The sequence below is a fragment of the Seohaeicola sp. genome (genome assembly GCF_048006315.1).
GTDB lineage: Bacteria > Pseudomonadota > Alphaproteobacteria > Rhodobacterales > Rhodobacteraceae > Seohaeicola.
In genome coordinates this window covers 57,494-81,408 of record NZ_CP180350.1, presented here as the reverse complement: position 1 = coordinate 81,408, position 23,915 = coordinate 57,494, and the positions used below count along the sequence as shown (strand labels likewise).

Annotated in this window: 28 protein-coding genes and 4 tRNA genes; 11 read left to right on the top strand and 21 right to left on the bottom strand. The window is 63.3% G+C overall.

The window, feature by feature from the left end; translation table 11 throughout:
* The first annotated feature begins 12 nt into the window (after positions 1-12).
* The gene (gene flgG, locus ACMUJL_RS00560; protein ID WP_375571220.1) at positions 13-801 is read left to right on the top strand and encodes a flagellar basal-body rod protein FlgG; all 789 of its coding nucleotides are present in this window, start codon (positions 13-15) and stop codon (positions 799-801) included.
* 13 nt (positions 802-814) lie between these two features.
* Entirely contained in the window at positions 815-1,492 is a 678-nt protein-coding gene (locus tag ACMUJL_RS00555; protein WP_375571222.1) for a flagellar basal body L-ring protein FlgH, read from the top strand.
* A gap of 205 nt (positions 1,493-1,697) precedes the next feature.
* On the opposite strand, the gene ACMUJL_RS00550 is transcribed toward ACMUJL_RS00555, so the two are convergent.
* Positions 1,698-1,856, bottom strand: a complete 159-nt coding sequence (locus tag ACMUJL_RS00550) for a hypothetical protein (RefSeq protein ID WP_416914064.1) — start codon at positions 1,854-1,856, stop codon at positions 1,698-1,700.
* A gap of 19 nt (positions 1,857-1,875) precedes the next feature.
* Between ACMUJL_RS00550 and ACMUJL_RS00545 the strand changes: the two genes are divergently transcribed.
* Complete coding sequence (locus ACMUJL_RS00545; protein WP_416914063.1) at positions 1,876-2,910, top strand: integrase core domain-containing protein; 1,035 nt, start codon at positions 1,876-1,878, stop codon at positions 2,908-2,910.
* Between the two features lie 324 nt (positions 2,911-3,234).
* Here the strand turns inward: ACMUJL_RS00545 and ACMUJL_RS00540 are convergent, their stop codons facing one another.
* From ACMUJL_RS00540 to ACMUJL_RS00525, 4 genes are read right to left on the bottom strand one after another with little or no spacing between them, the layout of a single operon-like run.
* Positions 3,235-3,672 (bottom strand): hypothetical protein, encoded by a 438-nt coding sequence (locus tag ACMUJL_RS00540; protein WP_375571226.1) that lies wholly within the window; start codon positions 3,670-3,672, stop codon positions 3,235-3,237.
* Entirely contained in the window at positions 3,672-5,966 is a 2,295-nt protein-coding gene (locus ACMUJL_RS00535) for a phage tail protein (protein WP_375571228.1), read from the bottom strand. Before ACMUJL_RS00535 ends, ACMUJL_RS00540 begins: the two co-directional genes overlap by 1 nt.
* Entirely contained in the window at positions 5,966-6,343 is a 378-nt protein-coding gene (locus ACMUJL_RS00530) for a DUF6950 family protein (RefSeq protein WP_416914062.1), read from the bottom strand. Before ACMUJL_RS00530 ends, ACMUJL_RS00535 begins: the two co-directional genes overlap by 1 nt.
* 14 nt (positions 6,344-6,357) lie before the next feature.
* Positions 6,358-6,969, bottom strand: a complete 612-nt coding sequence (locus tag ACMUJL_RS00525; RefSeq protein ID WP_375571232.1) for a hypothetical protein — start codon at positions 6,967-6,969, stop codon at positions 6,358-6,360.
* Between the two features lie 53 nt (positions 6,970-7,022).
* On the opposite strand from ACMUJL_RS00525, the gene ACMUJL_RS00520 reads away from it, so the two are divergent.
* Complete coding sequence (locus ACMUJL_RS00520) at positions 7,023-7,325, top strand: type II toxin-antitoxin system RelE/ParE family toxin (RefSeq protein ID WP_375571234.1); 303 nt, start codon at positions 7,023-7,025, stop codon at positions 7,323-7,325.
* The gene (locus tag ACMUJL_RS00515) at positions 7,315-7,608 is read left to right on the top strand and encodes an addiction module antidote protein (protein ID WP_375571236.1); all 294 of its coding nucleotides are present in this window, start codon (positions 7,315-7,317) and stop codon (positions 7,606-7,608) included. Before ACMUJL_RS00520 ends, ACMUJL_RS00515 begins: the two co-directional genes overlap by 11 nt.
* 5 nt (positions 7,609-7,613) lie before the next feature.
* Here the strand turns inward: ACMUJL_RS00515 and ACMUJL_RS00510 are convergent, their stop codons facing one another.
* The 4 genes from ACMUJL_RS00510 to ACMUJL_RS00495 all read right to left on the bottom strand — a co-directional run bounded on the left by ACMUJL_RS00510 (position 7,614) and on the right by ACMUJL_RS00495 (position 11,475).
* Positions 7,614-8,267 (bottom strand): hypothetical protein, encoded by a 654-nt coding sequence (locus ACMUJL_RS00510; RefSeq protein ID WP_375571238.1) that lies wholly within the window; start codon positions 8,265-8,267, stop codon positions 7,614-7,616.
* Positions 8,267-10,732, bottom strand: a complete 2,466-nt coding sequence (locus ACMUJL_RS00505) for a phage tail tape measure C-terminal domain-containing protein (protein ID WP_375571240.1) — start codon at positions 10,730-10,732, stop codon at positions 8,267-8,269. Before ACMUJL_RS00505 ends, ACMUJL_RS00510 begins: the two co-directional genes overlap by 1 nt.
* A 48-nt stretch (positions 10,733-10,780) precedes the next feature.
* Positions 10,781-10,930 carry a DUF7697 family protein gene (locus tag ACMUJL_RS00500; RefSeq protein WP_419096486.1) on the bottom strand — a complete coding sequence of 50 codons (150 nt, stop codon included), beginning with the start codon at positions 10,928-10,930 and terminating at the stop codon, positions 10,781-10,783.
* Positions 10,931-11,013: 83 nt separating this feature from the next.
* The gene (locus ACMUJL_RS00495) at positions 11,014-11,475 is read right to left on the bottom strand and encodes a hypothetical protein (protein ID WP_416914061.1); all 462 of its coding nucleotides are present in this window, start codon (positions 11,473-11,475) and stop codon (positions 11,014-11,016) included.
* A 390-nt stretch (positions 11,476-11,865) separates the two neighbouring features.
* Here ACMUJL_RS00495 and ACMUJL_RS00490 point away from each other — a divergent pair, with 390 nt between their 5' ends.
* A complete protein-coding gene (locus ACMUJL_RS00490) occupies positions 11,866-12,201 on the top strand; it encodes a hypothetical protein (protein ID WP_375571248.1) in 336 nt (111 codons plus the stop codon).
* Here ACMUJL_RS00490 and ACMUJL_RS00485 read toward each other — a convergent pair.
* Positions 12,188-13,126 (bottom strand): phage tail tube protein, encoded by a 939-nt coding sequence (locus ACMUJL_RS00485; RefSeq protein WP_375571250.1) that lies wholly within the window; start codon positions 13,124-13,126, stop codon positions 12,188-12,190. The genes ACMUJL_RS00490 and ACMUJL_RS00485 overlap by 14 nt on opposite strands.
* A gap of 26 nt (positions 13,127-13,152) precedes the next feature.
* Complete coding sequence (locus ACMUJL_RS00480; protein WP_375571252.1) at positions 13,153-13,578, bottom strand: acyl-CoA transferase; 426 nt, start codon at positions 13,576-13,578, stop codon at positions 13,153-13,155.
* A gap of 42 nt (positions 13,579-13,620) precedes the next feature.
* On the opposite strand from ACMUJL_RS00480, the gene ACMUJL_RS00475 reads away from it, so the two are divergent.
* The 4 genes from ACMUJL_RS00475 (at position 13,621) to ACMUJL_RS00460 (ending at position 13,995) form a co-directional block, all read left to right on the top strand.
* Positions 13,621-13,696: transfer RNA gene (locus ACMUJL_RS00475), tRNA-Ile, on the top strand.
* A gap of 2 nt (positions 13,697-13,698) precedes the next feature.
* Positions 13,699-13,785, top strand: a tRNA-Leu gene (locus ACMUJL_RS00470).
* 3 nt (positions 13,786-13,788) lie between these two features.
* A tRNA-Ser gene (locus ACMUJL_RS00465) sits at positions 13,789-13,878 on the top strand.
* A gap of 41 nt (positions 13,879-13,919) precedes the next feature.
* Positions 13,920-13,995: transfer RNA gene (locus ACMUJL_RS00460), tRNA-Thr, on the top strand.
* Positions 13,996-14,001: 6 nt separating this feature from the next.
* Here the strand turns inward: ACMUJL_RS00460 and ACMUJL_RS00455 are convergent.
* The 8 genes from ACMUJL_RS00455 to ACMUJL_RS00420 form a co-directional block, all read right to left on the bottom strand.
* Entirely contained in the window at positions 14,002-14,634 is a 633-nt protein-coding gene (locus ACMUJL_RS00455; protein WP_375571254.1) for a DUF6441 family protein, read from the bottom strand.
* A 15-nt stretch (positions 14,635-14,649) separates the two neighbouring features.
* Positions 14,650-14,994 carry a head-tail joining protein gene (locus tag ACMUJL_RS00450; RefSeq protein ID WP_375571256.1) on the bottom strand — a complete coding sequence of 115 codons (345 nt, stop codon included), beginning with the start codon at positions 14,992-14,994 and terminating at the stop codon, positions 14,650-14,652.
* Positions 14,994-15,329 carry a DUF2190 family protein gene (locus ACMUJL_RS00445; RefSeq protein WP_375571258.1) on the bottom strand — a complete coding sequence of 112 codons (336 nt, stop codon included), beginning with the start codon at positions 15,327-15,329 and terminating at the stop codon, positions 14,994-14,996. Before ACMUJL_RS00445 ends, ACMUJL_RS00450 begins: the two co-directional genes overlap by 1 nt.
* 77 nt (positions 15,330-15,406) lie before the next feature.
* Positions 15,407-17,650, bottom strand: coding sequence for a prohead protease/major capsid protein fusion protein (locus ACMUJL_RS00440; RefSeq protein ID WP_375571260.1), 2,244 nt, complete (start codon positions 17,648-17,650; stop codon positions 15,407-15,409).
* The gene (locus tag ACMUJL_RS00435; protein WP_375571262.1) at positions 17,625-19,172 is read right to left on the bottom strand and encodes a phage portal protein; all 1,548 of its coding nucleotides are present in this window, start codon (positions 19,170-19,172) and stop codon (positions 17,625-17,627) included. The genes ACMUJL_RS00440 and ACMUJL_RS00435 overlap by 26 nt, the downstream gene beginning before the upstream one ends.
* A gap of 5 nt (positions 19,173-19,177) precedes the next feature.
* Positions 19,178-19,381 (bottom strand): phage head-tail joining protein, encoded by a 204-nt coding sequence (locus ACMUJL_RS00430; protein ID WP_375571264.1) that lies wholly within the window; start codon positions 19,379-19,381, stop codon positions 19,178-19,180.
* 12 nt (positions 19,382-19,393) lie between these two features.
* Positions 19,394-21,307 carry a phage terminase large subunit family protein gene (locus ACMUJL_RS00425; protein WP_416914433.1) on the bottom strand — a complete coding sequence of 638 codons (1,914 nt, stop codon included), beginning with the start codon at positions 21,305-21,307 and terminating at the stop codon, positions 19,394-19,396.
* Positions 21,264-21,836 (bottom strand): terminase small subunit, Nu1, encoded by a 573-nt coding sequence (locus tag ACMUJL_RS00420; protein ID WP_375571268.1) that lies wholly within the window; start codon positions 21,834-21,836, stop codon positions 21,264-21,266. The genes ACMUJL_RS00425 and ACMUJL_RS00420 overlap by 44 nt, the downstream gene beginning before the upstream one ends.
* A gap of 29 nt (positions 21,837-21,865) precedes the next feature.
* On the opposite strand from ACMUJL_RS00420, the gene ACMUJL_RS00415 reads away from it, so the two are divergent.
* Positions 21,866-22,165, top strand: a complete 300-nt coding sequence (locus tag ACMUJL_RS00415; RefSeq protein WP_375571270.1) for a hypothetical protein — start codon at positions 21,866-21,868, stop codon at positions 22,163-22,165.
* On the opposite strand, the gene ACMUJL_RS00410 is transcribed toward ACMUJL_RS00415, so the two are convergent.
* On the bottom strand, positions 22,162-22,389 hold the full coding sequence (locus tag ACMUJL_RS00410) for a DUF7220 family protein (protein WP_375571272.1): 228 nt from the start codon (positions 22,387-22,389) through the stop codon (positions 22,162-22,164). The genes ACMUJL_RS00415 and ACMUJL_RS00410 overlap by 4 nt on opposite strands.
* A complete protein-coding gene (locus ACMUJL_RS00405; RefSeq protein ID WP_375571274.1) occupies positions 22,386-23,618 on the bottom strand; it encodes a DNA modification methylase in 1,233 nt (410 codons plus the stop codon). Before ACMUJL_RS00405 ends, ACMUJL_RS00410 begins: the two co-directional genes overlap by 4 nt.
* Between the last annotated feature and the right edge of the window lie 297 nt (positions 23,619-23,915).

Genomic DNA, 23,915 nt, shown 5'->3' with positions numbered 1-23,915 from the left:
AGGAAGTTCCAGATGTCCGCAAGCGCCATGCACGTCGCCAAGACTGGTCTTAATGCCCAGCAGACCAAGATGCAGATCATCGCCAACAACCTGGCGAATGTGAATACAACCGGCTTCAAACGCGACCGCGCGAACTTTGAAAGCCTTTTGTATCAGGTCATGCGGTCGGGTGGGGCCCAGACGGCAGATGGCACGGCGCTGACCTCATCCTCGACGGTGGGGACCGGGGTGCGGCTTGTCTCGACCCAAAAGCTCTATTCCCAAGGCAGCCTTGTGAGCACCGAGAATTCGCTCGATCTTGCGATTGACGGGATGGGCTTTTTCCAGGTTCTCATGCCCGATGGCCGGATGGGGTATACCCGCAACGGTGCCTTTTCCCGCAACGCCGAAGGCACATTGACCACCCCAAGCGGTTATGTTTTGCAGCCCGAAATCCAGATCCCCGACAATGTGACCGAGATCACCATTGGGCAAAACGGCGTCGTGTCCGTCATGATCGCAGGCCAGAATGCACCCCAAGAGGTCGGCCAGATCACGCTTGCGAATTTCACCAACCCACGAGGGCTACAACCTATCGGTGAGACCTTTGTGATCGAGACCATGGCCAGCGGCGCCCCGATCGAAGGCGTCCCCTATGAAGGCGGCTTTGGCAAGCTGCAACAAGGCTATCTGGAAAGCTCGAATGTGAATGTCGTGCAGCAACTTGTCGATATGATCGAAACCCAGCGCGCCTATGAGGTGAGCTCGAAAGCGATTAGCGCCACCGACGAGATGATGCGCCACATCTCGAACAACCTCTGATCGGGGCCATGCCATGATGCGTCTTTCTTCGTTTTCCTTTCCCTTTGCCCTTGTGGCGACAGCGATGCTCGCCGGTTGCGCCACGCAGGTGCAAGAAGCCGCAAGCGCGGATTTCAGCCCGATCTATCCCATGGCGACCGAGAGGCAGCTTGGCGGTTTTCCAAGCGGTGCGATCTACGCGCCGCAACAAGCGGGGCTATTTGCCACCGATCGACGCGCCAACTATGTTGGCGATATTCTGACCGTTGCTTTCAGCGAAAGCTTTCAGGCCACCAAATCGCAAAATGCCGGCAGCGCGAAATCTTCTTCCTTCGAACTGCAACTGCCCAGCGGCCTGCCCTTTGGCGGGCTTGGCCCCGATCTATCGAGCGGCACCTCCCAAAGCTTCACCGGCAGCGGCACCGCGGCGCAATCCAACTCGCTGACCGGGCAGGTTTCGGTGCATGTCGTGCGGGTCTTGCCGGGCGGAAACCTTGAGATCCTTGGCCAGAAAAAGCTGACGCTGAACAATGGCGATGAATACATCCGGGTGCAGGGCATTGTCCGACCCGAAGACATCACGTCGAACAATGTTGTGCAATCCGACCGGATCGCCAATGCCGAAATCACCTATATCGGTGCGGGTGACGTGGCCGATACAGGCCAGCAAGGCTGGCTCACGCGCGTTCTGACATCCCTTTCCCCGATCTGACAAAGGCATTTCCATGCGCACATCTTGGCAAATCCCGGAGGGAGCCAACCTGGCCGCTAACTCTCTCCCGTGTCAGAGGCAGCCATTTCGGGCTTGAGCGAAACTCTGCGCGACATTTTTTCGGTTGATTGGGAGGGCTTCCTGACGCGGCTCAGCACCCTGAGGGGTCGTGATCGAGGGGATCGGCAGGAGAGGAAAAGCCCAGTCACATCCCAAGCCCGAGCTCGACGTCGGCGATCCGCAGGTCTTGGTGCTTTTGGCCTTCCCTGAGAGGGGTGCCAAAATGTAAGCGAGGCCCATCACTTTGACATAGCGGCATTTTTTTAAACGCCGTGGTGGAGCCCGGCAAGATGAATTCGACCATATCCCTCCTTCTGGTCTTCTTGAACCAGTTCTTCATGCCGCGGCACAACGCGCAACTGAGACTGCTGAAGGCCCAGATCGCGATCTTGCGGGCGCGCATCCCGACGCAACGGATCATCCTGTCGCCCGCCGAAAAAGCCGAACTGCTGCGCATCGGGGAAGAATGCGGGCATGACATCGACGGGCTGATGGAAGTGGCCAAGCCCGCGACCTACAAGCGGTGGCTCGCCCAGATGCGTGGTGGACGCCCCTTTCAGGCCGTGGGACGGCCACGCTTGACGCAAGAACTGCGCGATGTCGTCATTCGTATTGGCTCTGAGAACCTTCTCTGGGGCTACAAGCGGATCGCAGGCGAGCTGAAAAAGCTGGGGCTCTATGCCGGCGCTAATTCCGTCAAGCGCATCCTCAATGAGGCGGGCATCCACCCGAGCCCTGAGCGGCGAAGGAAGAAGCCTGCCCTACCGTGGACAACCTTTATCCGGGCGCACATGGAAACCATGGTCGCCTGTGACTTCTTCTCGAAGACCGTGTTTACGCTACGCGGGCCGAGGACGGCTTATGTGCTGATGTTCATCCACCTCGGCAGCCGCCGCGTCTTCTGTAGCGCGCCGACCTATGCCCCGGACTCGGCGTGGGTCACCCAGCAGGCCCGCAACACGTTGATGTGGTGCGAAGAACAAGGCATCACGCCGGAGTTCCTGATCCGCGACGCCGACACCAAATTCAGCGCCAGCTTCGACGCCGTCTGGGCGTCAGAGGCCGCTCGGGTGATCCAGATCCCGCACAGGGCGCCCGACGCAAACGCATTCGCGGAATCGTTCATCGGCACGATCAAGCGCGAATGCCTCGATTTCTTCGTCTGCTTCAGCCGGTCCCAGCTTGATTACATCCTGCGGACCTGGGTGCGCCACTACAATGTCGAGCGCCCGCATCGTGGGCGGGATATCGGCAACAACGTGCTGCAAGTCGATTTCCGGCCCGTTCGTGACGGCCCGATCCGGCGCAATCGCCAGCTTGGCGGCATTGTCACATCCTACACCCGCGATGCGGCGTGAATATCAGAGCCGAGAAGATGAGAGGGATAAACAGCGTCAAGTACAGCTTGCCAGCCTCCACCATGGCCTTTAAAAAAATATCTTCTTATCAACATGATGGACCATGCTTACATTTTGGCACCCCTCTCACGGAAAGCCATAAGCACCCAAACCGATAGATCACCGTCATCAAGCCGGCGCCGACTATAAGGGAGAGTTTCAACTATTCCGTTGAGCCCCTTGATCATAACGCGGGCGGCAACTGAACAGCCTCACGACACCCCGCCGAAAGCAGGGTGCACGAAGTTCTCAGCGCTTCCATCCGCTGGAGCGCTTGAAAGCTGATTATGGCCGTGAAAGCGTGGGGCGAAGTTGGCACCCTCCGGGGGAATTGCCGAAGGCCGAGGCCCGGCCGGGCGTGCCCGACTGCACCGGGATAGAGGTCCAGGACAGGATCTTGGTGGTGTTGTTCCAGCTGAACCGCACCCTGTCTTCCCAGACACCGGCATAGCTGCCCGCGGGAAAGAAGGAGCCGTTGAAGATATCGAGGAAGATGAAGATATGGCCATTGTCCCCGATGTCGAAACCAGCCGGTCCGGCCAGGCTGCCGGAGCTGCTGGGGATCAGCCCGTTGTTATTGTCGGACGGCAGGGCCCAGATCGATGAGACATTGTTCGGGTTATTGGTCAGGTCGTACGCGGCTACCAGGCGCAGGCCGATATCCTGGATGGCGGCGATGTTCTGCACCCCGCGCGAGGTCAGGAGCTGAATTCCAAAGGGCATCAGAGCCTCCCGATCCGGACGCGCAGCTGATTGGCCGCGTCAAACACGCTGATGCGGTCATCCTCGATGACAACGCGCTCGCCGCTGGCCGCACTCTGGAAAGTTCCTAGTTCGGCGCTGATGGCCGAGAGCTGGCTTACGCTGATGAGATCGGCGCTGATCCCGCCTGCGGAGATGATGCCGGCCAGCACGGCATCACCGGCCAGCGTGGTGCCGCTTCCCGGCGCACCCAGCTCGCCGGTGATATCTCCCGCCGCGATCTCGCGGCTCCAGGCGTTGCCGGTCCAGCGGTAGAGCTTGGCATCCGTGGTCAGAAAGACGACGCGACCGGGGGCATTGTCGGTCTCAGGGAGTGTCGCCAATATCTCTACGGGGGCGAGACTCGCGTCATCCATCAGCCCCTTGATGCCGCCGCGCAGATCGTCGCCGTTGAGATAGACCCCGGGCGTGTTGACATCGAGCCAGCTCGACCAGTCGGTGGGGCGATCAAGCACGTAGCGGCCGCGCACCTCATATGCGGTATTGGGCAGCATCCCTTCCGAGACCAGCACGGAGCCTGCCGCGCGATCGGCGAGGCCCGCCGCCACAACCTGCGTTGTGGCCTTCAACCGGATCTCGTAACGCACAAAGAGCGCATCAAGCGCCGCGCTGCCCACCCAGGACAGCGTTATGGCAGGGCGACGGTCGAGACCTAGGGCATCCTTCAAGGTGCTGGCGGCCACCGCCCAGCCGGCGATGATCTGCGGCGGGCGCGACGCCAAGCCTGTGACCGGCACGACAGCCGGCAGATCCTGAGCGGAGGTCCAGCCATAGTCACCGGGATCGCGTTCGCGCAGCACCAGCTCTTGGTTGATGGTGCCCGGTTGGTCGGTGATCTCCACAACCTCGAAGATCTTGGTGGTGTAGCCGTTGCGCGCACTCGTCCAGGCGATGGTGTCCAGCGGCTCGAGTAGAAAGGCCTCGGGTGGCAGGACGAGACGGTGGGTGCGGAAGCGCCGCGCGTCCTTGATATAGGCCGCCATGAGTTGGGCGATCTGGGAGACGTCGGAACAGGCCGGGAAGTTGAGGCTGGTCGAGAGGCGGCGGCCGCCGTCTTCCGCCTCCCAGGTCGGGTTGAACAGAGGTGGTGCCGCGCGCGAAGTCCAGAGGCTGGCGGGCTCGGGATATTCCGAGGCGATGGCATTGGCGCTGGCGGCCAGCCCCGGAAACGGATCCAGCTCCTGCGGCGCGGAAATCACGATGTCCTCATCGGTGATGAACTGGACCGGGGCTGCGGGCGCGCCCACGCGCATCCGAAACACGCCACCCATCTCGCTGATCTGCCCGAGGCAGGTCTTGGCCAGTTCGTCGATCACCTCGGCCGGTTCCATCTCGAGCTTGACCTCGAGGCCTGCGACAAAGCTGGGGCGGCTGCCGATTGACGCATCGCAGGCGTTCATGGCCGTGACCCAGTTGTCGAGCGGCAGATCATCGGCGGGCACATCTCCGCCCCAGATCTCACCGGTGGGCAGGTGGATGCCTCGCAGGATGTTGTAGATCATCACGGCGGGGTTGGCGGAGCGCGCCCAGGTGGCGGGGTTGGACCAGCGCTGCAAGCCGGCCCCACCCACGCTGCTGTCAAAGCGCGGATCGTAAAGCGGGATGCCGTCCAGCTCGAAGCGGACGGTGGGCAGATTGTTGAAGACCTCGCGATTGTAGCGAAAGGTCAGGATGGCATAGGCGGTGCCGTGGCCGACAAAGCTGCTGCTCCAAGGCCGGTCGGGGTAGTTCGCGTATTTGGCGACCAGCATCGGATCGGCGACGGTCTGGTTCCCGTCATAGAACTTGATCCAGGCGTGATCCGTGCCGCCCACACGTTGGTTCAGAAGCGGGAAGCCGTAATCCGGATGCGCGGTGGGGCCGATCTGGGAATAGCCGTCATTGAGAATGACGCGTGAAAGGCCGATGCCCGGCAGATCGCTCAGTTCAACGACGTAAGTGAGCAACCCGTTCGGCGTGCCTCCATCATCATGGCTCATCGGTGGGCAGACATGGTGCCCGGCGGTGGCCGTGCGCCCCAGGATGAAGCCCTGCGGTTCGGTGCCGCCGGTCGTGGTGACCGCGGTCTGAATACCGCTTTGCTTGATCGTGGGTTTGGGCGTGAGCGCCCGCGCGATCAGCGAGATGCCCACTGAGATCGCGGTGTTCACGATCATCGAGGCGATGAAGGAGCTCGCCGCAAAGGCCGAGATGGCCGCGACAGTACCGCTGATCGCGGCGCCGACGGCGGCAATGGCAGCACCGACAGGAGGCATCAGGGCGTTCTCACAGCAAAGGCGCGGCGCATCGCGCTGCGGGGGATGAGCCCGAGGCCTTGCGGCTTCAGGCAGTAGATCATCTCGCCAGCGACGATGCCGAGGGCTTGGTCATCGAGCACGGCAAGGTCGCCCACCTGCGCGAAGGCGGGCGCGATCTCGGGCAGATGAGCCGCAGCGAAATCCACATGGTCGCTGAACCCCGCCACTTCGAGCAGCTGCTGGCCGCGCTTCAGGCTGCGATAGGTGCTGCGCCAGCCGCGGGCGTAGTCCTGTCCGGTGGCAATCTTGACCCATCCCGCCGCAAAGAGCGCGCAGTCATGCCGGCCGGGGCGGAAGGGGCGCTGTCCAGCCTCGGTGGCGTAAGCGATGAGCATGGAAAGCCGGTCCATCAGGCACGCTCGCGCTTCTCGCCCCACCAGACGCCCACCTCGCCTGCGACATCGGTGTAGCTGCGAAACGGGTCACTCGCATTGCGGCGGCGCATCTCGGCGTCTGAGCGGGTGAGCGTGAGCGGGCGTGTAAGCCCCCGCGCGGCACTGGCCAGCGTCACCGTGGCCTCGCCGGTGCCGCCGACTTCGCCCGTGCGGATCTTCACCTCATCCACCCAGCCGCGAAACACCCGGATCGGCTCGGCGATGAGCTGGCCGGTCTCGAGGGACAGAAGCGCGCGATGAACCTCGGCCGGGGCTAGACGGGCGTCATAGCCGCGCAGAATCTGCGCCACCTCTGGCGTGAGCGGGCTGAGTGCCAGTTGCAGCATGCGGACCTCGAGCCCAATCCCGGCGCGGATGGGTTCCACGCCGATCAAGCCACCCGCGCCATAGTAGGTGCGGTTGATCTCGCCGATGGCGATGGTCAGATGGTCGTCGCCCTGCCAGAGGCCGAGGGCTTCCGGCAGTCCGGTCTCCCGGTTACGGGCGATGACATGCACCATATGGCGGCTGGCCACACCGGTGCGGGCGGATAGATACTCCGCGGAAGTGGGGTCGAGGATGCGCATTGGAGGGCGGGTCCGGGTTTGACAGGACGGAGCTTGTGTATTAAATTACACAGATGTTCGAGGTACGACAGACAGCAGTATTTGAAGCCTGGATCGATGGCTTGAAGGATATGCGAGCGATTGCACGCATCGAGGTTCGGTTGCGGCGCTTGTCCCTCGGGCATCTGGGCGATGCCAAATCCCTCGGGGATGGCGTCAGTGAGATGCGTATCGACTATGGTCCGGGGTATCGGCTTTATTTTACGCGCAGGGGCGAACGGATTGTGATCCTGCTCTGTGGCGGAGACAAGAAACGGCAGAGCGATGATATTGCCCGCGCGAAACAACTGGCCAAGGAGGCTAACGATGGCACTTGAGACACGTCCATGGGATCCAGTTGAGCGGCTTTCCACGCCCGAAGCGCAGGAAGCCTATCTCGAAGCGGCCTTTGAAGATGGTGATCCCGACCTGATCGTGGCAGCGATTGGTGATATTGCGCGCGCGCGCGGCATGAGCGAGATCGCGGCATCCGCAAATGTCAGTCGTGAAGTCATGTACAAATCCTTCCGGCAGGGCGGCAACCCAACGCTGAGCACACTGTCCCAGGTCGCCGGCGCCCTTGGTTACAAGCTCACCTTTCGGCCGACAGCGCAGCAGTAAGCGGATCACCTCAGCGTCTGGATGAAGTCGAAACTGGCGCCGCGGCTCAGCGCTTGGCGGCCGGAGCCATAGGTGGGTTCTGGCAGCAGCCGCGCCTTGCAGGCTGGCCGGATCAGCGAGACCGTCAGCCCGGCTACGGCACCCGGCCGCAGGGTGGGGACGACTTCCATGAGCGGTGTCAGTCCGCCGCTTGAGGCCGTCCCGCCAATCACGATGCGGTGCAGCGCATAGCGCACAGGGTTCGCCCCATATTGAAACCCCAGCATGTCGCCCGCTGAGAGCAAGTATCCTGAAGGCAAGCCAGTCAGCCGCAGTTCGCGCATGTTGCTGGCCACCGAATGGATCGTGACTGTTCGGCTGCCGAGAATGCTGCCACTCGGATCACTGGCGGGGCCCACATACCTTGGATCATGACACAGAAACGTCGCCCCCGGCTGATCCATGAGCCCGATCAGCGCCTCCATTTGCGCGTGACGGATATGGTTTGCCTGCGCCAGCCGGATGGTGCCTGTCCAGAGCGACGCCCCAAGGCTCGCGCTGATCACCGTACCCTCGCCAAGCCGGGTGTGTTCCTGCGGATGGGACAGTCGAAACGTCACCTCTTCTACACGCAGCACGCCGAGGAACTGGCCGTAGGAGAGCGGATAGGTCAGTGCCATCAGCCCCTCCGCCTTGGATCCTGGCTGACGCGGGCCAGCGTGCGCGGCGCGACCAGCCGGTCATAGTCCCGCAGGCTGCTCTGGGCGATCTCCACGGATTGCGCGCCGGCCTGTTCCATGATGCGGCCCACGAGCCCTTCGCCGAGTTCGATGCGGACGCGCGATGTGCTCGCCCCGTGACCACCATATTGCGCCACCTCACGGCGGTTCAGCACCCGCTCGCCACGTTGCAGGATGGTTGGCACCTCGTCTGGCCGCAGCCCGGCCCATCCCCCGCTATGCATGCGCGGAGCACCTGCAAAGGCCAGCGCTGGGACCTGCCGGGAATACCCAGAAATCCCCACCATGCCGCCCGCATGCGATACGGCCGCGGTGACGGTGCTCCCACCCAAGCCGCCAAAGGCGCTGGAGAGCGCGTTGGCGATCGGCCCGAGCACCGCATTACGAAACTGCAGCACGGCGAGATCCTCGAGGATCGAGGCCACCAGGCCTTTGAAGTTCAGCTTGCCGGTCCGGACAAAGTCGCGAAATGCGTTCTCCGCCCCTTGAAACGCACCGACCAGGGTCTCGCCGAGGCCCTTGCCCCAGTTCCCAGCCTCCGTGGCGTAATCGCTGAGCGATTTGTTCGCTGCTGCAAAGCCGGTGAGGAGCTTGTCCTGCGCTTCTTTGCCCTTGCCGCCCGCACCGCCAAGCGCTGCCCCCAAACGATGCGCAGAGGCGGTCGCTTCCTCCAGTGCCGCAGCCCCTTCGTCGCCCGTGCCGGCGACAGCCGCGCGCAGCGCCTCCCAGGAGGTCAGCGGGGCAGTTGCACCCGCGGCGAGATCGGTTGCCGCTTGCCGATAGCTATTGGCGGTGGTCAAGGCCGTAGCGGCGATCCCGTCCAACCCAAGATCGGGCGCTGTGAGTGGATTATCCTCAAAGGCCCGTTGGAAGGCCTCGGCTGCAGCTTTGCCTGCATCCGCAGAAGCCCCGGCAAAAGGGTTCGGGATATCGCCGAGGCTGATCTCTCCAATCTCGCCGAAAGCTGTCTCAATGCCAACCGAGGCCAGTGCGTCACGGATCTTACCCGTAAACGCGTCAATCCGACGGATCGCGCCATTCAGCATGGCCTCGATGCCGTCGAGCATGCGGTTGGCGGCCGAGAAGGCCAGATCACCAATCACATCCGGCAGGCGCGACCAGATCTCGCGCACGGCCAGCAGGGCGCCCTCAAAGGTATTGGCCGTGCTATTGCCAAAGGCGACCACGCTCTCGATGGCCCCGGCCATGCCGGCCGCCGCATCGGCCTTCAGATCGTAGAACATGGCCGTGGCCGCAGCGCCTGCGGCAGCGGCGCCCATCTTGATCCGGTCCCAGACCTCGACCGCGACAGCCTTCAAAAGCCGCATGGCCTCACCAAACCCGCCCGCGCCTGAGGCCAGCCGCGTGAACCAGTAGACCAGTTCTCCCGCACCCACGATCAGCGCGCCGATGCCGGTGCGGATCAGCGCCCCGCGCAGAAACACGAGGCCTGTGGCCAGCCCGCGCACCGAGAGGGCGGCCGCCGCCATGGCTGCCACCCAGCGACCCGCCAAGAAGGTGGCAAAGGTCCCGGCATAAATGGCCAGCCGGTCGAGATTAACCAGCACCGCATCAAAGGCGCGTGAAAGAGGACTCGTTGACGAGGCCAGCGCGACAAAAGCGTTGGCCACGGCCTCCAACGACGGCGCCAGCGCGACAGCCACCTTATTGCGGATGCCGGTGAATACCTGGCCCATGCTGACCAGCGCGAGTTCGGACCGGCGCATCGCTGCGATGGCGTCACTGTCCAGCACGGCCCCAAGCCGCTCCGCTTGCGCGCCAAGGCGGCCCATCTCGGCTCCGCCGTTTTGTAACAGTGGGATGAGCCGGGTGGCATCCGAGGCCATGGCCTCGAGGTAGAAGGTCATCTCCTGACTGTTGACGCCCGCGCGCTCAAGGCTCGACACATAGAGCTGCAGTGCCTCGGGGCCCGAGAGCCGGGCAAACTGGTCTGCGGTCACACCCACCCGCGGCGCGATATTCTCGAAGAAGTCCGCCATCGGCCCACCGCCCGTTTGCAGGAAATCCCCCACCCGGTCGTTCACGTCCTTCAGGATATCAGCAAGTTTCTCCTGCTCGATCCCCACGGTGCTCGAGGCCGCCGACCAGCGTTGGAACACCTCCTGCGAGGCATTGGCCACTTGGGCGAGCTGGCTGATCTCATTGGCCGCTGTCACCGTCGAGCGAGTCATCGACAGTGCCGCCCCCGCCAGCGCCGTGGCCGCAGCGGTTGCGGCAATCTGGGTGCGGCGGGCAAAACTGGCCAGCCGGGCGTTCGCAGCCTCCATCTCCTGCGACAGCCGCCCGAAACCACGGCTGCCTGCCTCACCCACGCCTTCGAGTTCGGCGCGCACCTGCCGCCCGCCTGTGGCGGACAGGCGGACGGAGACTTGCTTGGTGGCCATGAAAGAATTTCCCTGAAAGGCGTTACCTCGTTCCCAATGGAAACGAGGTCAGATGAGGCCTGATCCGGCCTGCATGTGTTCATTGATCTTGCGCACCATGACCGCCTCGATGGGCGGCAGCAGTTCCGCGATGGCAGTGGCAGAAATCCCAAGGGCAGCACCTAGCTGCAGTGCCGCGCCCATGTCCCATCCGATCACGGCACTACCAGAGACCCGCAACTGCCCGCTGAGCCGCTGGACGAGGTCCCAGACTTGCCAGCCCTCGAGCGTCTGCGGCGCGTTCAGGCTTTGCGGGCAGTCCGGGCAGGTGCCCGCGCAGGCTTGGCAATAGTCGCCGCCCCCGCCGAACTCCCAATCGGCAAGGGCGGTGAGGCGTTTTTTTCTGCGCCCAGGATCATGGCGCGGGCAACATATTTGGTCTGAAAGGCCTCGAAGATCGGCCAGATGTCGAGCAGCGCGTCGATGCCCTCGGGGCTGACCGAAAGGGCAAAGCCGTTGTCATCGCCGACGCCTTTCCAGTCCTGAATGGCAATGCGCCCCACCGCTTTGGCCATCGCGAGCGCAATCCCATCGGTGTCGAGGTCGCTGTCATCCACATCAGGCCCGTCCGGCAGTGTGATCTGACCCTGCACCTCCTTGCGGGCGGCCATCATCAGCGCTGTGGTCATCGGGGCGATCAGGATCTGGACGCCGTGGCCCAGATCGAGCCATTGCGCTTCATGGGTCAGGTTCAGTCGAAGCATGTGCTCCCTTTCTTTGCCGCAAGGCTCGTTTGCGGTTCAAATTATGCTTTTGATGGTTTGATCGCTGCGGCGGAAAGCGGAACGATATCAATCGTACTAGCTCTACAACCCAAAGGTTCCTCAAGCCTGCCGTGTCATACGGCAGGTTTTTTTGTGCTCGCGCCCCAATCCAAATGGACTGGCTCTATACACACGCACAATTTGCCTTCTTCTGAGGGCCGGGAAACTCGGTTGCGCCATTGACGCAGGAGCGGGCATCGCGGAACGTGGTTGCATTACCATGTAATCTTAAGCCCCCACTCGAGACCGAAACGCCCCGTCACGTCAGCAGCGTGGTGGGGCTTTTTGTTGAGCGGCAGACAGCCTGATTGAAGCAGAACGGACAGGATCATGTCAGACACGCACCGGAAATTTCTGGAAGTCTCCGTAGCTCTGGAGATCGTCAAGACGGAACGGGATCAACTCCGCGATCGCTTGGCTGAGGTGCAGTATCACCTGCAGCAGACCATGCAGCGCGCCGACCGGATGGAGCAGCGCCTGCATGCCGCGCATGCGAGCCTTGCAAGGCTCAGCGAAAGCCTGATAACGCCGCCAGCCATTAGCAGCTGGGCAGAGGTCGAGCATGATGGCCGCAAGGTGCTCCGCTTGGACAACCCAGTGCGAAAGCCAACACGTCCGTACTTGATGCGGCAAAAGGATCGACGGGTCGGTCTCAATAGCCTGTAATGGTATTGGTAAGGACCACTGTGCACATGCGGCCAGGATCAGCGGCGAGCGCTGCCTGCCAGTCGAAGGTGGCCTGAATGCCCTGGGGCCCTGTGATCTCGACCCGTGGGCGCGGCAGGTAGACCGCATGTGCTGTGAGCTTGAGCCCAACGCCGCCAGTCAGCGCATAGTCGAACTCAAGTGTGCAAGCCTCGCCATTGATCGCTTGGGTCACCAGCGTCTGATCAGCAAAGCGGACAACGATATTGCCTGTCAGGGCAGCTACCGATGGGTCGGCACCGTCGATCTTGCCATCGGAGCGGATGGTCTCGATCCGGTCGAGGTTGTTGGCGTAGTTGATATCGGCTGTGACCACATTGCCGATGGCTTGCCCGTTGCGCTTGATCGAGCAGTTGAAATGCCCGAACCGCGTCAGCGTCAGGTCTGCCAGGGATCCTGCGGCAGATGTGGTCGCGACGGTCTCGCCTTGGGCAACAACGCTGGCGGTCGCGGTCAGAAGACCGGAGCGGCCCATCTGCCAGCTGAGGCTATCCAGCTTGCAGCCCGCATACATCGCATAGCGCGGAACCTCCGGCATACCGGTCTCAATAGCGAAAGAGGGCAGGTTCCAATTGCCTGACTGGAAGGTATGGGTCTTACTGGTGGTGCCGGTGGTCGTGGGCGCGCCGAAAGCACCCTTCAACCAGAACCCGATGGAGGCCGCATCAATCGGGATCACCACATTGCCATCAGCCGTCACAGCATCTTTGGTCGGGGCCAGCGGATCGCGGCCATAGCCGAGAAGTTCCGAGGCCAGCAGCGGCTGCTCTGCTCCGAGCGTTGTGCTTGCAAAGGGCATCCGCGTGAAGCCGCTCGCAGGCGGCGTGCCATAAGTCGTCTCGAACGCCAGCGCCATCTGCGCCCGCGCCCCTTGGGCTCTTGCCATCGTCTCTCTCCGTAAATGTCAGGTGGTCAGGCCAGCGCGTCGCTGGTGGCGTAATGCAGGATGATGGGGACGATCGCCGCCTTGATCGTGGCCCCGCCCTCAACCGGCAGATCGACCGGCTCTGGCGCCTCGGCCTCAACCCAGTCGCAGCGGCCGCGCAGCGTGCGATCGGCGGCAATGGCAGCCCCAATGCGCCCGATCAGGCGATCAAAGCGCGCGTCGCGGTCCTCGCCGGTCTGCACGATCACCTCGAGTTCCGCCCGGTGCTGGTAGTGGTACATGAGCGGCGAGAGCGTGACGCCCGGCTCGCCCGGGTTCCCATCGCGCAGGACCATCAGGCCTGAGGGTGGGATCCGCTCGGGTAAGACCTCGCCGCGCAAGACCGGAACGCGGGGCACCGTGCTGAGCAGGTCAGCAAGCGCGGTCAGGATCGTTTCGCGCGGTGTGGGCATCTGGTTGCCTTCTCGTTGAAATTCCGTCAGAAACCAGCCATCGGGCCTGTAGCTCAACGGTTAGAGCAGAGCGCTCATAACGCTTTGGTTGGGGGTTCAAATCCCTCCGGGCCTACCACGGCCCACGTGGTGGAATGGTAGACACACGAGACTTAAAATCTCCTGGCCAGTTTGGCCGTGCCGGTTCGAGTCCGGCCGTGGGCACCAAGGGGAAGAGTGGCCGAGCGGTTTAAGGCACCGGTCTTGAAAACCGGCGTAGGTGAGAACCTACCGTGGGTTCGAATCCCACCTCTTCCGCCACTTCCCTTTCCCGCTTTTTCCACATAGGAAACATCGCAGGCGCCGGTATAGCTCAGCTGGTAGAGCAGTTGATTTGTAATCATCAGGTCCCGGGTTCGATCCCTGGTGCCGGCACCATCCGCCTCAGCTGCCCAGTCGAGTTTCGACCCAGTTCGCGACGATTGCGCTCGGGATTCCGTCCTGCGCGGCCTTGGCGGCCCGATCCAGATCCAGCCGCTTCCTCAGCTTTACCTGTCGTACCAGCAGGAAGATCGGCACGGTGGTCAGCCCCCGGCTTGTCTTGGCGCGCGAGGCGACACCGAGCCCGCGGCTGTTCAGCTTACCTTCCGCCACCAGCAGGCTCGGCCCGCTGCGCCGATAGATGAACCGGAGGCGCATTCCGCGCCTGCGTTCCCATTCGCCGGGGCTGATACGACCACCGCGGGCAGATTTACCGGCCGCTGCCGTCGGAATTGCGAGCCAAAATCCTTCCTTCGAGCGGATGAGCGGCCCTGTGTCATGGGCACCAAGGATCACAGGGGCGTTGGACCAGACCAGCGCGGCCGCATTCAGGCTAGGCTGACCCTTGGGATAGAGCTCCGAGCGGATCGTCCGCGACAGACGTGCACCAAGACCTGCACCGGTGATCTGGCCACGCCAGGCGGCCTTCAGGCCGGTCCCGGCCTCGCCGACAGCCTTGCTGACAGCACGTTCGCCCGCTTTAATTTCGGCCGCCATCATGGCACCAAGATCACCGACGACGTCCATCCGTATCATGCGCGCTCCTCGTCTCTAACCGGCCAGGTCCGCATGCGGGTCCGGCCACCAGGGCAAGAGCTCCAACGTCCAGACCAACCGCTCGCGATCGCGCTGCGATGCGCCCTGGACGACGAAGATCTCGCCACCGATCTCGAAGCGGTCGCCAGCCGCCAGTTCCGGACAGTCGCTCACGCACACATCCAGAACCACGCTGTCGCTGACCAAGCGTGCGGCACCAAACTCAACAAAGCGGTCTGGATTGCGGCGCATCACCCGAACCCCGCGCTCCGCCCCAATGCCGGATTGCTGGTAGAGCGCAGGAGTGGAAAGATTCGGGTCCGCAAAAAGTAAGTCCACCGCAGCCGCAAACGCCGTCATCAGAAGGCCCCGTTCAGGCGAACGCGCCCGATCGTATCACTTGCACCACCTGCGACCGCCAGGAGAGCTACCCCGATCAGCGTATTGGACGTGGCCGTGGTAGTCGTGACCTTGTTGGTGTCATCCCAATAGACCTTGGCTCCGACTGTCCACGCCTGGCTCGCTGCCTTGGCGAGATCATGCACGCCGGTCAGCATCACTTCCACTTCGGCGCCAGCAGGCGCATCATTTGCGGCGACACCGACAATCGCACCGACCTTGAGGCAGGCGCCAGATAACACGTCAAATGGGGCGGCCAGCGTGACCGATTGGCCCGGTTGAATGAAGGTTTTCATGGGAGGTCCTTTTCACGATTGAATTGGGCGGCCAAGAATGACCGCCCCGATGTCTGGATTGGGCAAGATCAGCGCGTTCAGCTCAGCGCCACGCCCGGGTTCTTGTAGAGCCCGCGCCAATCGATCGCCTTGGCGCCAAAATCGAGCCGTGCGCGGATTTCCATCCCGTCCACGTCAAAGCCCATGCGGGTCTCCATCGCGACACCCTCCTGCCCCTCGAGATAGGCATATTCGATCGTGTCGATCGCCGCGGGGCTGGCCATCAGATACCACGGCACGGCCCCGGAGCCGGGATCCAACCGCGGCTCGGAGATCACCGTCAGGCTTCTGAGCGAACCCGGGACCACATCGGCGGATTTCGCGGGCACGATATTTTGCGCCAGCAACTGTTCGGCCTCCAGTTCCAGCGAGGTGGGCACCACCAGAAACGCCGGGCGGATGTTCAGCACGGTCTTGCCATCAAGCCCCTTTTGCAGGCTCATGGCCGTGCGCGCCTTGGCCAGCCCCGCCACATCGAGCTTCACGCCGGTGGCGCCGAGGTTGTTATGCCCGGCATGGAAGAGCGTCTTGCCATCCGCCATTGCAGCATTGGCGGTGATCACGCCCCAGACCACATCGCTCTCCAGCGTCGCCGCCGCCGTGCCAAATAGCGCAGGCACCCGCGTGAAGGCATCGAGATCGTCATTGATCAAGACCTGCCGCGTGATCCCGATCACCTTGCCGAAGGTCTCGATGCGGTATTTCTCCTGCGCTTCACCCAGCGTGCCGCGCTTGTATTCGCCGCTCTCGTTCACCTTTTCTAGCTGGGGCGCTTCGCCCAGCTGAAGCCTGTGCACATCGCGGAAGTCGGCCACCGTTGTGCGCCTTGCAATCGGCGCGAAGGTCCGCGGGGCCGTTTCATAGGCCGCGCGCAGCGTTTTGTTGGTGACATTAGACAGGATCAGTGGAAAGTCGGAGGTGCTGTGCAGCGCCCGCGTCGCCAGTTCATCACGGCTGAGCCCGCGCACCCGCACCCCTTCAGAGGCAAGGATGTCGCGCGCCATTTCGATGAGCGAAAGCCCGCGCCAATCTCGCGCCGCTGCCGTCAGTTCGAACCGGCCCGGGTCGTGACGATGCAGCAAGGCTGCTTCCACCGCCGCCCGGCGGGTATCCACCTCACATTGCCCGCCCAAGCGGATATGCGGGCGGGTCTCGACCGCGCGGTCATTTTGGGCCGCGGCGTCAATCAGCGCCCCGCGCGCCTCATCGAGGCTGACACCGCGACGCACAAGATCCGCCGTGATCTCTTCACCCACGCCCAATTTGCGCGCGGCATCCTGAATGCCCGATATCCGGGCGCGCTCGCCTTCCATCGCATCCTGCGCGATCCGGCGCATGGCAGCTTCATCAACCACAGCGCGGCCTGCCTCCGCGACAATGCTGGCGCCAATCGCGCGACGCTGCTCCTGGGTGGCCGTAGGCTCTGCCGCCGCCGCCCTGCCCGCTATCGGCTGTTCTTCTGCTGCTGCGTGGCGCGGGTCTGCCGCAGCGCGTGCCGCATGCGCGGGCGCCACCCTCGTCTGACCCCCAATCTCTGAGGCGTCGCCAGGCTCCGTCATCCCACGCGCAACGGAAGTCTCAATCTGCTCATCCATGGTCTTGTCCTTTTCCTTGTCTGTGACCGCTTGATCGGTCTCGATGTTTTGCTGTGACGGTTTGAGCAGTGTCGCGCGCTCCAACTGGCAAAAGGCCTCTGGCGCTGCGCTGCCCCGGAAGCCCGCCGCCGCATCTGCGCCTACAGGCACGGCCGATAGCTCCATCGGCTGCCAATCCACAGCGCGCCAGATCGGCACCTGCCCCTCTTGTTCCGTGATCTCGAAGCGGCGCACGCTGTAGCCCACCGACACATTGCGAATGATGCCGGCTTCCACGTCGCGCCAGATCGGCTCAACATCCGCGCGCGCCGAGAAGCGCACCCGCGCCCTGCCCTGCGCACCTGCCTCGCCGGTCTCGACCCAGGCGCGCTCCACCACGCCCAGCACCTGGCCCAGATCATGCGCGCCATGCGTGTTCAGGAGCGGCGCGCCCCCATTGAGCCGGCTCAGGTCCACATGCCCCGCCTCCAGCGAGAGCACCTCATCATAGGGCTTGCCGGTCCAGTAATCGCGCCTGCGCACCATCGCGCCCGTCGACCAGACCAGCTCCACTGTGCGCGCCTCGGCATCGGCCGTCTCCGGCATCAACCGCACATCCGCGCGCAGCTGCAGCCCAAGGCCGCGTTCTTCGAGCACAGCGGTCGCAGGACACTCTACGCCCTCAGCGGGATCCGTCCTCTTCGTCATTGTCCTGTCCTTCTGTCTGGTCGGGCGGCATAGCTCCCGTATCCGTGGCAACCGCGGCACGCCCACTGTCCTGGCCGGTCTTGGTCGACCGCCGTGGGTCGCTGTCGAGAATGAGCCCCAGCGCATCGAGCTCCGTATTCGTCTCGGCAATCTCCCGCAGCACTTGCGCGGGCTCATAGCCCTGCCGTGCAATCGCCTCTTTCAGCGTCATGACCCCGGCACGCACCGCTAGCACATCCGCCTGGATGTCTTTCAGCGGATCCACCGCCTCAAAGCGCGGGGCCGTCCAATCTGCGATGATCTCGGCATCCTGCGGCAGCTGGCCTGCGGCTTGGGCTGCTTGCACAAAGCGGCGCCAGACCGGTTGGCAAAGCCCGGGCACCAGAAGTTGCCATTGCAGCGCCTCCATCCGGCGGCGGAACTCGATCAACCCCGCCCGGATCGAGCTGTAATTCACCTGGCTCAGATCGCCGGTCAGCAGCTCATAGGTCAGCCCCACCCCGGCCGCGATCGCATGCAGCTGGAAGCGCATATATTCAGCATAGCCGCCCGAGGAGGCAGGGCTGGCGAACTTCACATCCTTGCCGGGCTCGAGATATTCGATCATCCCCGGCTCGAAGCTCTCGACCCGCTGCCCGGCGGCATTGGTCTGCGCCGAACCAAGTGTGGCCTCGTCCTCCACGCCGGTCACGAAGGCCGCAAAGCAGGCCTCGATCTTCTTGCGCACCAACTCCGCCTCGTCATACTCATCGAGGTCGCGCATCTTCAGCATGACCGGGGCAAACCAGGGCACGCCCCGCACTTGGCCGGGGCGCAGCCGCTCGAAGAGATGCAGCACTTGATCAGCCGGCACGCGGCGCGATTGCACAGCCCCCTGCCCCATCAGCGCATTGGCATCACCCGGATGACGCGGAAACAGCCAATAGGCCACGCGCCGCCCCAGAGGATCGAACTCGACCCCTTGCAGGATATATCCCCCGCCTGACAGCTCCTCTGTGCGCAGGCTGTCGAGATGATCAGGCTCCAGCACCTGGATCTGCAAGGGCACCGGCAGACCATCTGCGCGCAACCGCGGACGTAAGCGTACCAGAACCTCCCCGCTTTCCACGAGAGAGCGCACGATCAGCGCCTGCAGCCCGGCAAAATCGGTGAGCCCATCGGCATCGCAACTGGCAGCAAAGCGCGTCCAGAGCCGATCCGCCTGGGTGGCCAACTCCGTGTCCTGCGCCCGCGCACGCGGCATCAGCCCTGTGCCCACCATATTACTCACCAGCGCCTGCACAGCCTTGGCAGCATAGGGGTTATTACGCACCAGATCGCGGGATCGCGCCCTGAGCCGGGCGAGCGCCGGGCCGATTTCGGCATTGGCACCGGTGCCCGGATTGATCCAGCCTTCCGTACGCCGTGATTGTCGCGCGCCCTCATAGGCACGGGCCAGCACATCGAGCGCCTGGCGTTGCCGCACACGGCGCAGGCCAAGCCCCGGTGCCACGGCACTGATGGCGCGATCAAACCACTGCATGGTGTTCAGCCTTTGGAAAAGCGCGCGAAGCTACGTCTCGGCTTGGGCTGGCCTGTGCTTTCGGCAATCTCCGCCTCGATCACGCGAATGCGCCGCAAGAGATCGCTGGCTGTGCCATAATCGATTGACTTGCCGTCATAGCTCACACGGGTCGTGCCGCTGGCATAGGCCCGCCGGAGGGCCGTCAGTTCTTCCTGGCTCCACTGCATGTGATCGTTGTCCTATAGCCAATTGCCGCGCCGGCGGCCTATCCAACCGCTAACCTGCGGCGACCGGGATGTAGCCGGGCGTGACGATGCCGATGGCGCGGCCAGCTGCGTTGGAGTTTTCAACGCAGATGGAGAGGCGACCCCCAGCTCATCGCCAAGCGCCGCCCACTGCGTCTCAGACCAGCGATCAATCCCCGCAATCCAGGCTGCTGCTCTTGCATAAACCCGGCAGTCCAGCGCCTCGTTCCGCTCGCGCAGCTTCTGCCATTCGAGCTTGGCAAAGCCGCGCTTGTTTTTGACCGTGACCAGTTGCTCGGCGGTGAGTTGTTTCAGCCACTCGGCATCGACCCAGCCCGGCAGATGCAGAAAGCCGGGAGGAAACCTCTCCCCATCTACCGGGCTGGCGATCTCCGGCGGATCGAGCCGCAGGAAACGATAGGTCTCGGCCTTGAAGGTCGAGGTGGCGATGGTCCAAAGCCGGGCGCCGCGGCGCAGGCGTTTGCCGCCTATGGTGGCGTCGACATAGGTCGGCCCCGTCACCGGGCTTGCCCGGTTAAAGCCCTCGAGCCCCTTGACTGGGGCGACCTGCCCAAATCCCACCTGCCGCGCCCAGGCGTAGACGGCTGCCGTCTCATAGCCCGTGTCGATCGCCAACCGCGCGATGGTCATCGGCGTGCCGCTGGCGTGTTGCCAAGTACGACCAAGGAGGTCGGTCAGTTTCTGCCAGCAAGCGGGATCGCCCGGGCCGCCGTCGATGACAACATGGTCGATCAGCCAGCTTTGCAGCCCCCTGCCCCAAGCCCAGACATCAACCTCGATCCGGTCTTTCTGCACGTCGGCGCCTGCGGTCAGAAACAGCCCGCCCGTCGGCACCGTGCCCGCGCGCCAATCTTCCTTCAGACCCTGCAGCCGCTGCCAGTCCGGGGCCTCGCCGCTTTCCATCCAGGTCTCGCCCAGCGAGGTGTTGACGAAGGTCTTCATCGTCTCGTCCCCACCGGCGCGCGCCGACAGAAACGCCTTAGCCATGGCCTCGAGCCGCACCCAGGGCGAATAGATCTCGTTCAGATGGAAGCCTGCAGTCCCATTGAATGGTGCATCGGCGATCCAGCGACCCTTGGATATTGCGGCCCAGCGGGACTCATCCTTCCACGCGGCGTCGCAGTCAGCGCAGTGGTAGCGCGCAGTTTCGGGGCGATGGCCACCATTCTCGTCTTTGTCCCATTTCACCTGGCCCCAGGTCAGCAACTGTTCTGCACCGCACGTGGGGCACGGCACCCAATACCGACGCTGGTCGCTTTCCTCGAATGCCGCCTCGATCCGGCTCGCGCCCTTATTCGTCGGGGTCGAGACCAGCACGATCTTGCGGTTCCAGAACGTCACCGTCCGCTTTTTCGCGAGGTTGACCGGGTCGCCCTCGGCCCCTGCGCTGAACGGATAGCGATCGACCTCGTCGCACAAGAGGAGTCGGATCGGGCGGCTTGCGAGCCCCGAAGGCGCGTTGGCGCCGACGATGGTCAGATGCCCGCCTGGGAACCGTTTGTGCAGGATCTTGTTGTTGCCATCCCGCGAACGCGGATCAGCGATCTTGCCCTGCAGGCAGGGCGTGTCCCGCGCCATCGGCGAGAAACGGTCCTTTGACCAGGTTTCGGCATCGCGCTCGGTCGGCATCACCACCATGATCGGCGCCGGATCGTGGTCGATGTGATAGCCGACCATATTAAGAATCGACTCCGACTTGCCGATTTGACTGCTCGACATGATCACGACGGTTTCGGCCGCCGGATCCGAGATCGCATCCATGATCCCGCGCTGGTATTCGGCGCGGCTTGTCCGCCACTGGCCGGGCTCGGCGCTGGCCTCAGAGCTCAGCCGGCGGTTCTGATCAGCCCAATCGCTGATCGTCAGGTCCGGCGGCGGCTTCAGCACCGCCAGCGCCTTCGCCACAGTCCGCTTCAGGATCGCTGACCCCTTCAAGGTCAATGTCGGCTTCAAGTTCAATGTCTGGCTGCGCGAGATCATCGAGCACCTCGCGGATGGCGGCGCGGATCAGGTTCCGGGTGTCTCCGACGGTTGATTGTTCAAAGGCTTGTGGTGCCAGCCGGTCAGGCAGGGCCAGCAGTCGGGTGCGCAAGAGCGCCAACACAGCAATCCAGGCCGCCTCGATCTGTTCGGCCGCGATCAGCGAGCGGCGCTTTTCTTCGGCTTCCATTTCAGCGAGATCGGCCCGCGCTCGGATGAACCGCGCACGTTCAGCGGCATAGTCTGGCGCACCGGCCTGCGCCTTCAGCGCCTGATCGCGCAGATAGCGGACATAGCCACGCACGGACCCGATCAGATCATACTGGCCGCGTTCGGCCTTCGGTATTACGCCCTCGCGGCTTAGTTGCTGGATCCGCCGTTCTGATAGGTCCAGAAGCCGCGCGATCACGCCGATGGGCTGTGTAGCTGTCGACATGCGCAGACCTCGAGAGTGCGATTAACCATATGGAATTGCGTCGAATTCACTGGATAAGATCGGCCGCCAGAGCGAAGCTGACCTGGCAAACGACGCTCGGAGAAATCACCATGGAAACCACAAGCATTCGGCTCCCCATCCGGAACCTGCCCGAGCACTTCGACCGCAGCCGCATCACCGTCATCCTTGAAGAGATCGAAATGGCCTTGATGGACGATGGTGGCGTTTACGGCAGAACCTTTGCCGACAGCTTCACCATCACCGTCGAAGTCCCGACCCATCAGCTGATGGATACGGCAAGCTGCCTGAAAGACCTCGGCCTGATCTAACTTCGCTGCCGCGCAACGCGGATGGACTCAAAGAGCCGCCGCAGAGCGAACGATCGAAACAGGCTGACGATCGTGAAGATCCCGCCCATCGCGAGGTTTTGTCCGAGTGTCGTTTGCAGCCCAAATATCGGGAAGATCAGAATCTGCGTCACGACCGCGACGCCGTAACCGACGATCACGTTGGCGACGGCCTCGACCAACGACATTAGGCGAGACTGTTTCATGCGGCCTCACGCTCCGCCCTCAGAGTATCAAAGGTCGTATCGCCTCCGTCCAGAATGGCCTGCTTGCCAGTGAACTTCTGCCAGCGCTGGACGGCCACATCGACGTAAGCAGGGTTCAGCTCGATCCCGAAACAAACACGCCCTGTCGTCTCGGCGGCGATCAGCGTCGTCCCTGATCCCATGAAGGGTTCGTAAACCGCCTGACCTGGGCTCGAGTTGTTCTGGATCGGACGCCGCATGCATTCGACGGGCTTCTGCGTCCCGTGAACGGTCTTCTCGTCTTGGTCCTTGTTCGCGATATGCCAGAGCGTGGTCTGCTTGCGGTCGCCTGCCCAATGGCCCTTGCCGGACTTGCGCACGGCGTACCAGGCCGGTTCGTGCTGCCAGTGGTAATCACCCCGGCTCAGAACCAGCCGATCCTTCGCCCAGATAATCTGGGAGCGAATGGTGAAGCCCGCGACTTCGAGACTCTCCGCCACGGTCGCAGCGTGCAGCGCGCCATGCCAGACATAGGCGACATCGCCGGGGAACAGGGCCCAAGCCTCGCGCCAATCGGCGCGGTCGTCGTTCAGCACCTTGCCGGTGCGCTTGGTCTTCGCCGCCCCCGCTTGGTTGCGCCAGCCCGGGTCATATTCCACGCCGTAGGGCGGATCGGTGACCATCAGCAGCGGCTTCACCGGGCCGAACAGACGCTCGACATCCGAGGCGACCGTGCTGTCGCCGCAGAGCAGCCGGTGGTTGCCGAGGATCCAGAGATCGCCCGGGCGGCTGATCGGATACTCGGGGGTTTCCGGCACATCGTCCTCACCCTCCTGCGGTCCGGTGCCTTCCTCGAGACCCGACATCAGAGCGTTCAACTCATCCTCGGTGAAGCCCGTCAGCCCGAGGTCGAAGTCCGCCTCCAGCAGGTCGGCCAGTTCGAGGTTCAAGAGATCCTTGTCCCACTCGGCATTCTCGCTCGAGCGGTTGTCCATGATCCGGAACGCGCGCGCCTGGGACGCGGTAAGACCCTTGGCGACATGCACCGGCGCAGTCTTGAAGCCGAGCTTGCGCGCCGCTTCCAGCCGCGTGTGCCCGGCGAGAACAACCATGGCCTCGTCCACGACGATGGGCTGGCGCCAGCCGAACTCCTGGATCGAGGCCGCGACCGTTGCGATCGCCTGCTCGTTGCGGCGCGGGTTGCGCGCATAAGGAATGATCTGCTTGAGCGGCAGGTCCACGACGTCCATGGTGATGTCCTTGGGGATGCCCGAAAGCGAAATGGGGTCGGATCCCCATTTCGGTTCAGGCGGGTTGTGTCAGGCGGTCAGGCCTTTGTTTTGTTGAGGTTCGACGCAAACCGAAACGAAACGGTTGTTTTTAGGGGTGTCACTGGGAAACCCTTGGGCCTCGCCCCCCCGAATACGGTTACAAAAAGGAGGGACCCGTTCAATTTCAATGGGTTGCGAGGCGCACCATTTTGCATGGAGACAGTTTTTTCGGCAAACCAGTCACCAGTTGCTCCGCTTCAAACTACCCACTCCAGT

What these genes read in the sequence shown, in the direction of transcription:
- flgG (WP_375571220.1), top strand. Translation starts at nt 13, where the DNA reads ATGTCCGCAAGCGCCATGCACGTCGCCAAGACTGGTCTTAATGCCCAG.
- ACMUJL_RS00555 (WP_375571222.1), top strand. Translation starts at nt 815, where the DNA reads ATGATGCGTCTTTCTTCGTTTTCCTTTCCCTTTGCCCTTGTGGCGACA.
- ACMUJL_RS00550 (WP_416914064.1), bottom strand. Translation starts at nt 1,856, where the DNA reads ATGGTCGAATTCATCTTGCCGGGCTCCACCACGGCGTTTAAAAAAATG.
- ACMUJL_RS00540 (WP_375571226.1), bottom strand. Translation starts at nt 3,672, where the DNA reads ATGCCCTTTGGAATTCAGCTCCTGACCTCGCGCGGGGTGCAGAACATC.
- ACMUJL_RS00535 (WP_375571228.1), bottom strand. Translation starts at nt 5,966, where the DNA reads ATGCCTCCTGTCGGTGCTGCCATTGCCGCCGTCGGCGCCGCGATCAGC.
- ACMUJL_RS00530 (WP_416914062.1), bottom strand. Translation starts at nt 6,343, where the DNA reads ATGCTCATCGCTTACGCCACCGAGGCTGGACAGCGCCCCTTCCGCCCC.
- ACMUJL_RS00525 (WP_375571232.1), bottom strand. Translation starts at nt 6,969, where the DNA reads ATGCGCATCCTCGACCCCACTTCCGCGGAGTATCTATCCGCCCGCACC.
- ACMUJL_RS00520 (WP_375571234.1), top strand. Translation starts at nt 7,023, where the DNA reads ATGTTCGAGGTACGACAGACAGCAGTATTTGAAGCCTGGATCGATGGC.
- ACMUJL_RS00515 (WP_375571236.1), top strand. Translation starts at nt 7,315, where the DNA reads ATGGCACTTGAGACACGTCCATGGGATCCAGTTGAGCGGCTTTCCACG.
- ACMUJL_RS00510 (WP_375571238.1), bottom strand. Translation starts at nt 8,267, where the DNA reads ATGGCACTGACCTATCCGCTCTCCTACGGCCAGTTCCTCGGCGTGCTG.
- ACMUJL_RS00505 (WP_375571240.1), bottom strand. Translation starts at nt 10,732, where the DNA reads ATGGCCACCAAGCAAGTCTCCGTCCGCCTGTCCGCCACAGGCGGGCGG.
- ACMUJL_RS00495 (WP_416914061.1), bottom strand. Translation starts at nt 11,475, where the DNA reads ATGCTTCGACTGAACCTGACCCATGAAGCGCAATGGCTCGATCTGGGC.
- ACMUJL_RS00490 (WP_375571248.1), top strand. Translation starts at nt 11,866, where the DNA reads ATGTCAGACACGCACCGGAAATTTCTGGAAGTCTCCGTAGCTCTGGAG.
- ACMUJL_RS00485 (WP_375571250.1), bottom strand. Translation starts at nt 13,126, where the DNA reads ATGGCAAGAGCCCAAGGGGCGCGGGCGCAGATGGCGCTGGCGTTCGAG.
- ACMUJL_RS00480 (WP_375571252.1), bottom strand. Translation starts at nt 13,578, where the DNA reads ATGCCCACACCGCGCGAAACGATCCTGACCGCGCTTGCTGACCTGCTC.
- ACMUJL_RS00455 (WP_375571254.1), bottom strand. Translation starts at nt 14,634, where the DNA reads ATGATACGGATGGACGTCGTCGGTGATCTTGGTGCCATGATGGCGGCC.
- ACMUJL_RS00450 (WP_375571256.1), bottom strand. Translation starts at nt 14,994, where the DNA reads ATGACGGCGTTTGCGGCTGCGGTGGACTTACTTTTTGCGGACCCGAAT.
- ACMUJL_RS00445 (WP_375571258.1), bottom strand. Translation starts at nt 15,329, where the DNA reads ATGAAAACCTTCATTCAACCGGGCCAATCGGTCACGCTGGCCGCCCCA.
- ACMUJL_RS00440 (WP_375571260.1), bottom strand. Translation starts at nt 17,650, where the DNA reads ATGACGAAGAGGACGGATCCCGCTGAGGGCGTAGAGTGTCCTGCGACC.
- ACMUJL_RS00435 (WP_375571262.1), bottom strand. Translation starts at nt 19,172, where the DNA reads ATGCAGTGGTTTGATCGCGCCATCAGTGCCGTGGCACCGGGGCTTGGC.
- ACMUJL_RS00430 (WP_375571264.1), bottom strand. Translation starts at nt 19,381, where the DNA reads ATGCAGTGGAGCCAGGAAGAACTGACGGCCCTCCGGCGGGCCTATGCC.
- ACMUJL_RS00420 (WP_375571268.1), bottom strand. Translation starts at nt 21,836, where the DNA reads ATGTCGACAGCTACACAGCCCATCGGCGTGATCGCGCGGCTTCTGGAC.
- ACMUJL_RS00415 (WP_375571270.1), top strand. Translation starts at nt 21,866, where the DNA reads ATGGAATTGCGTCGAATTCACTGGATAAGATCGGCCGCCAGAGCGAAG.
- ACMUJL_RS00410 (WP_375571272.1), bottom strand. Translation starts at nt 22,389, where the DNA reads ATGAAACAGTCTCGCCTAATGTCGTTGGTCGAGGCCGTCGCCAACGTG.
- ACMUJL_RS00405 (WP_375571274.1), bottom strand. Translation starts at nt 23,618, where the DNA reads ATGGACGTCGTGGACCTGCCGCTCAAGCAGATCATTCCTTATGCGCGC.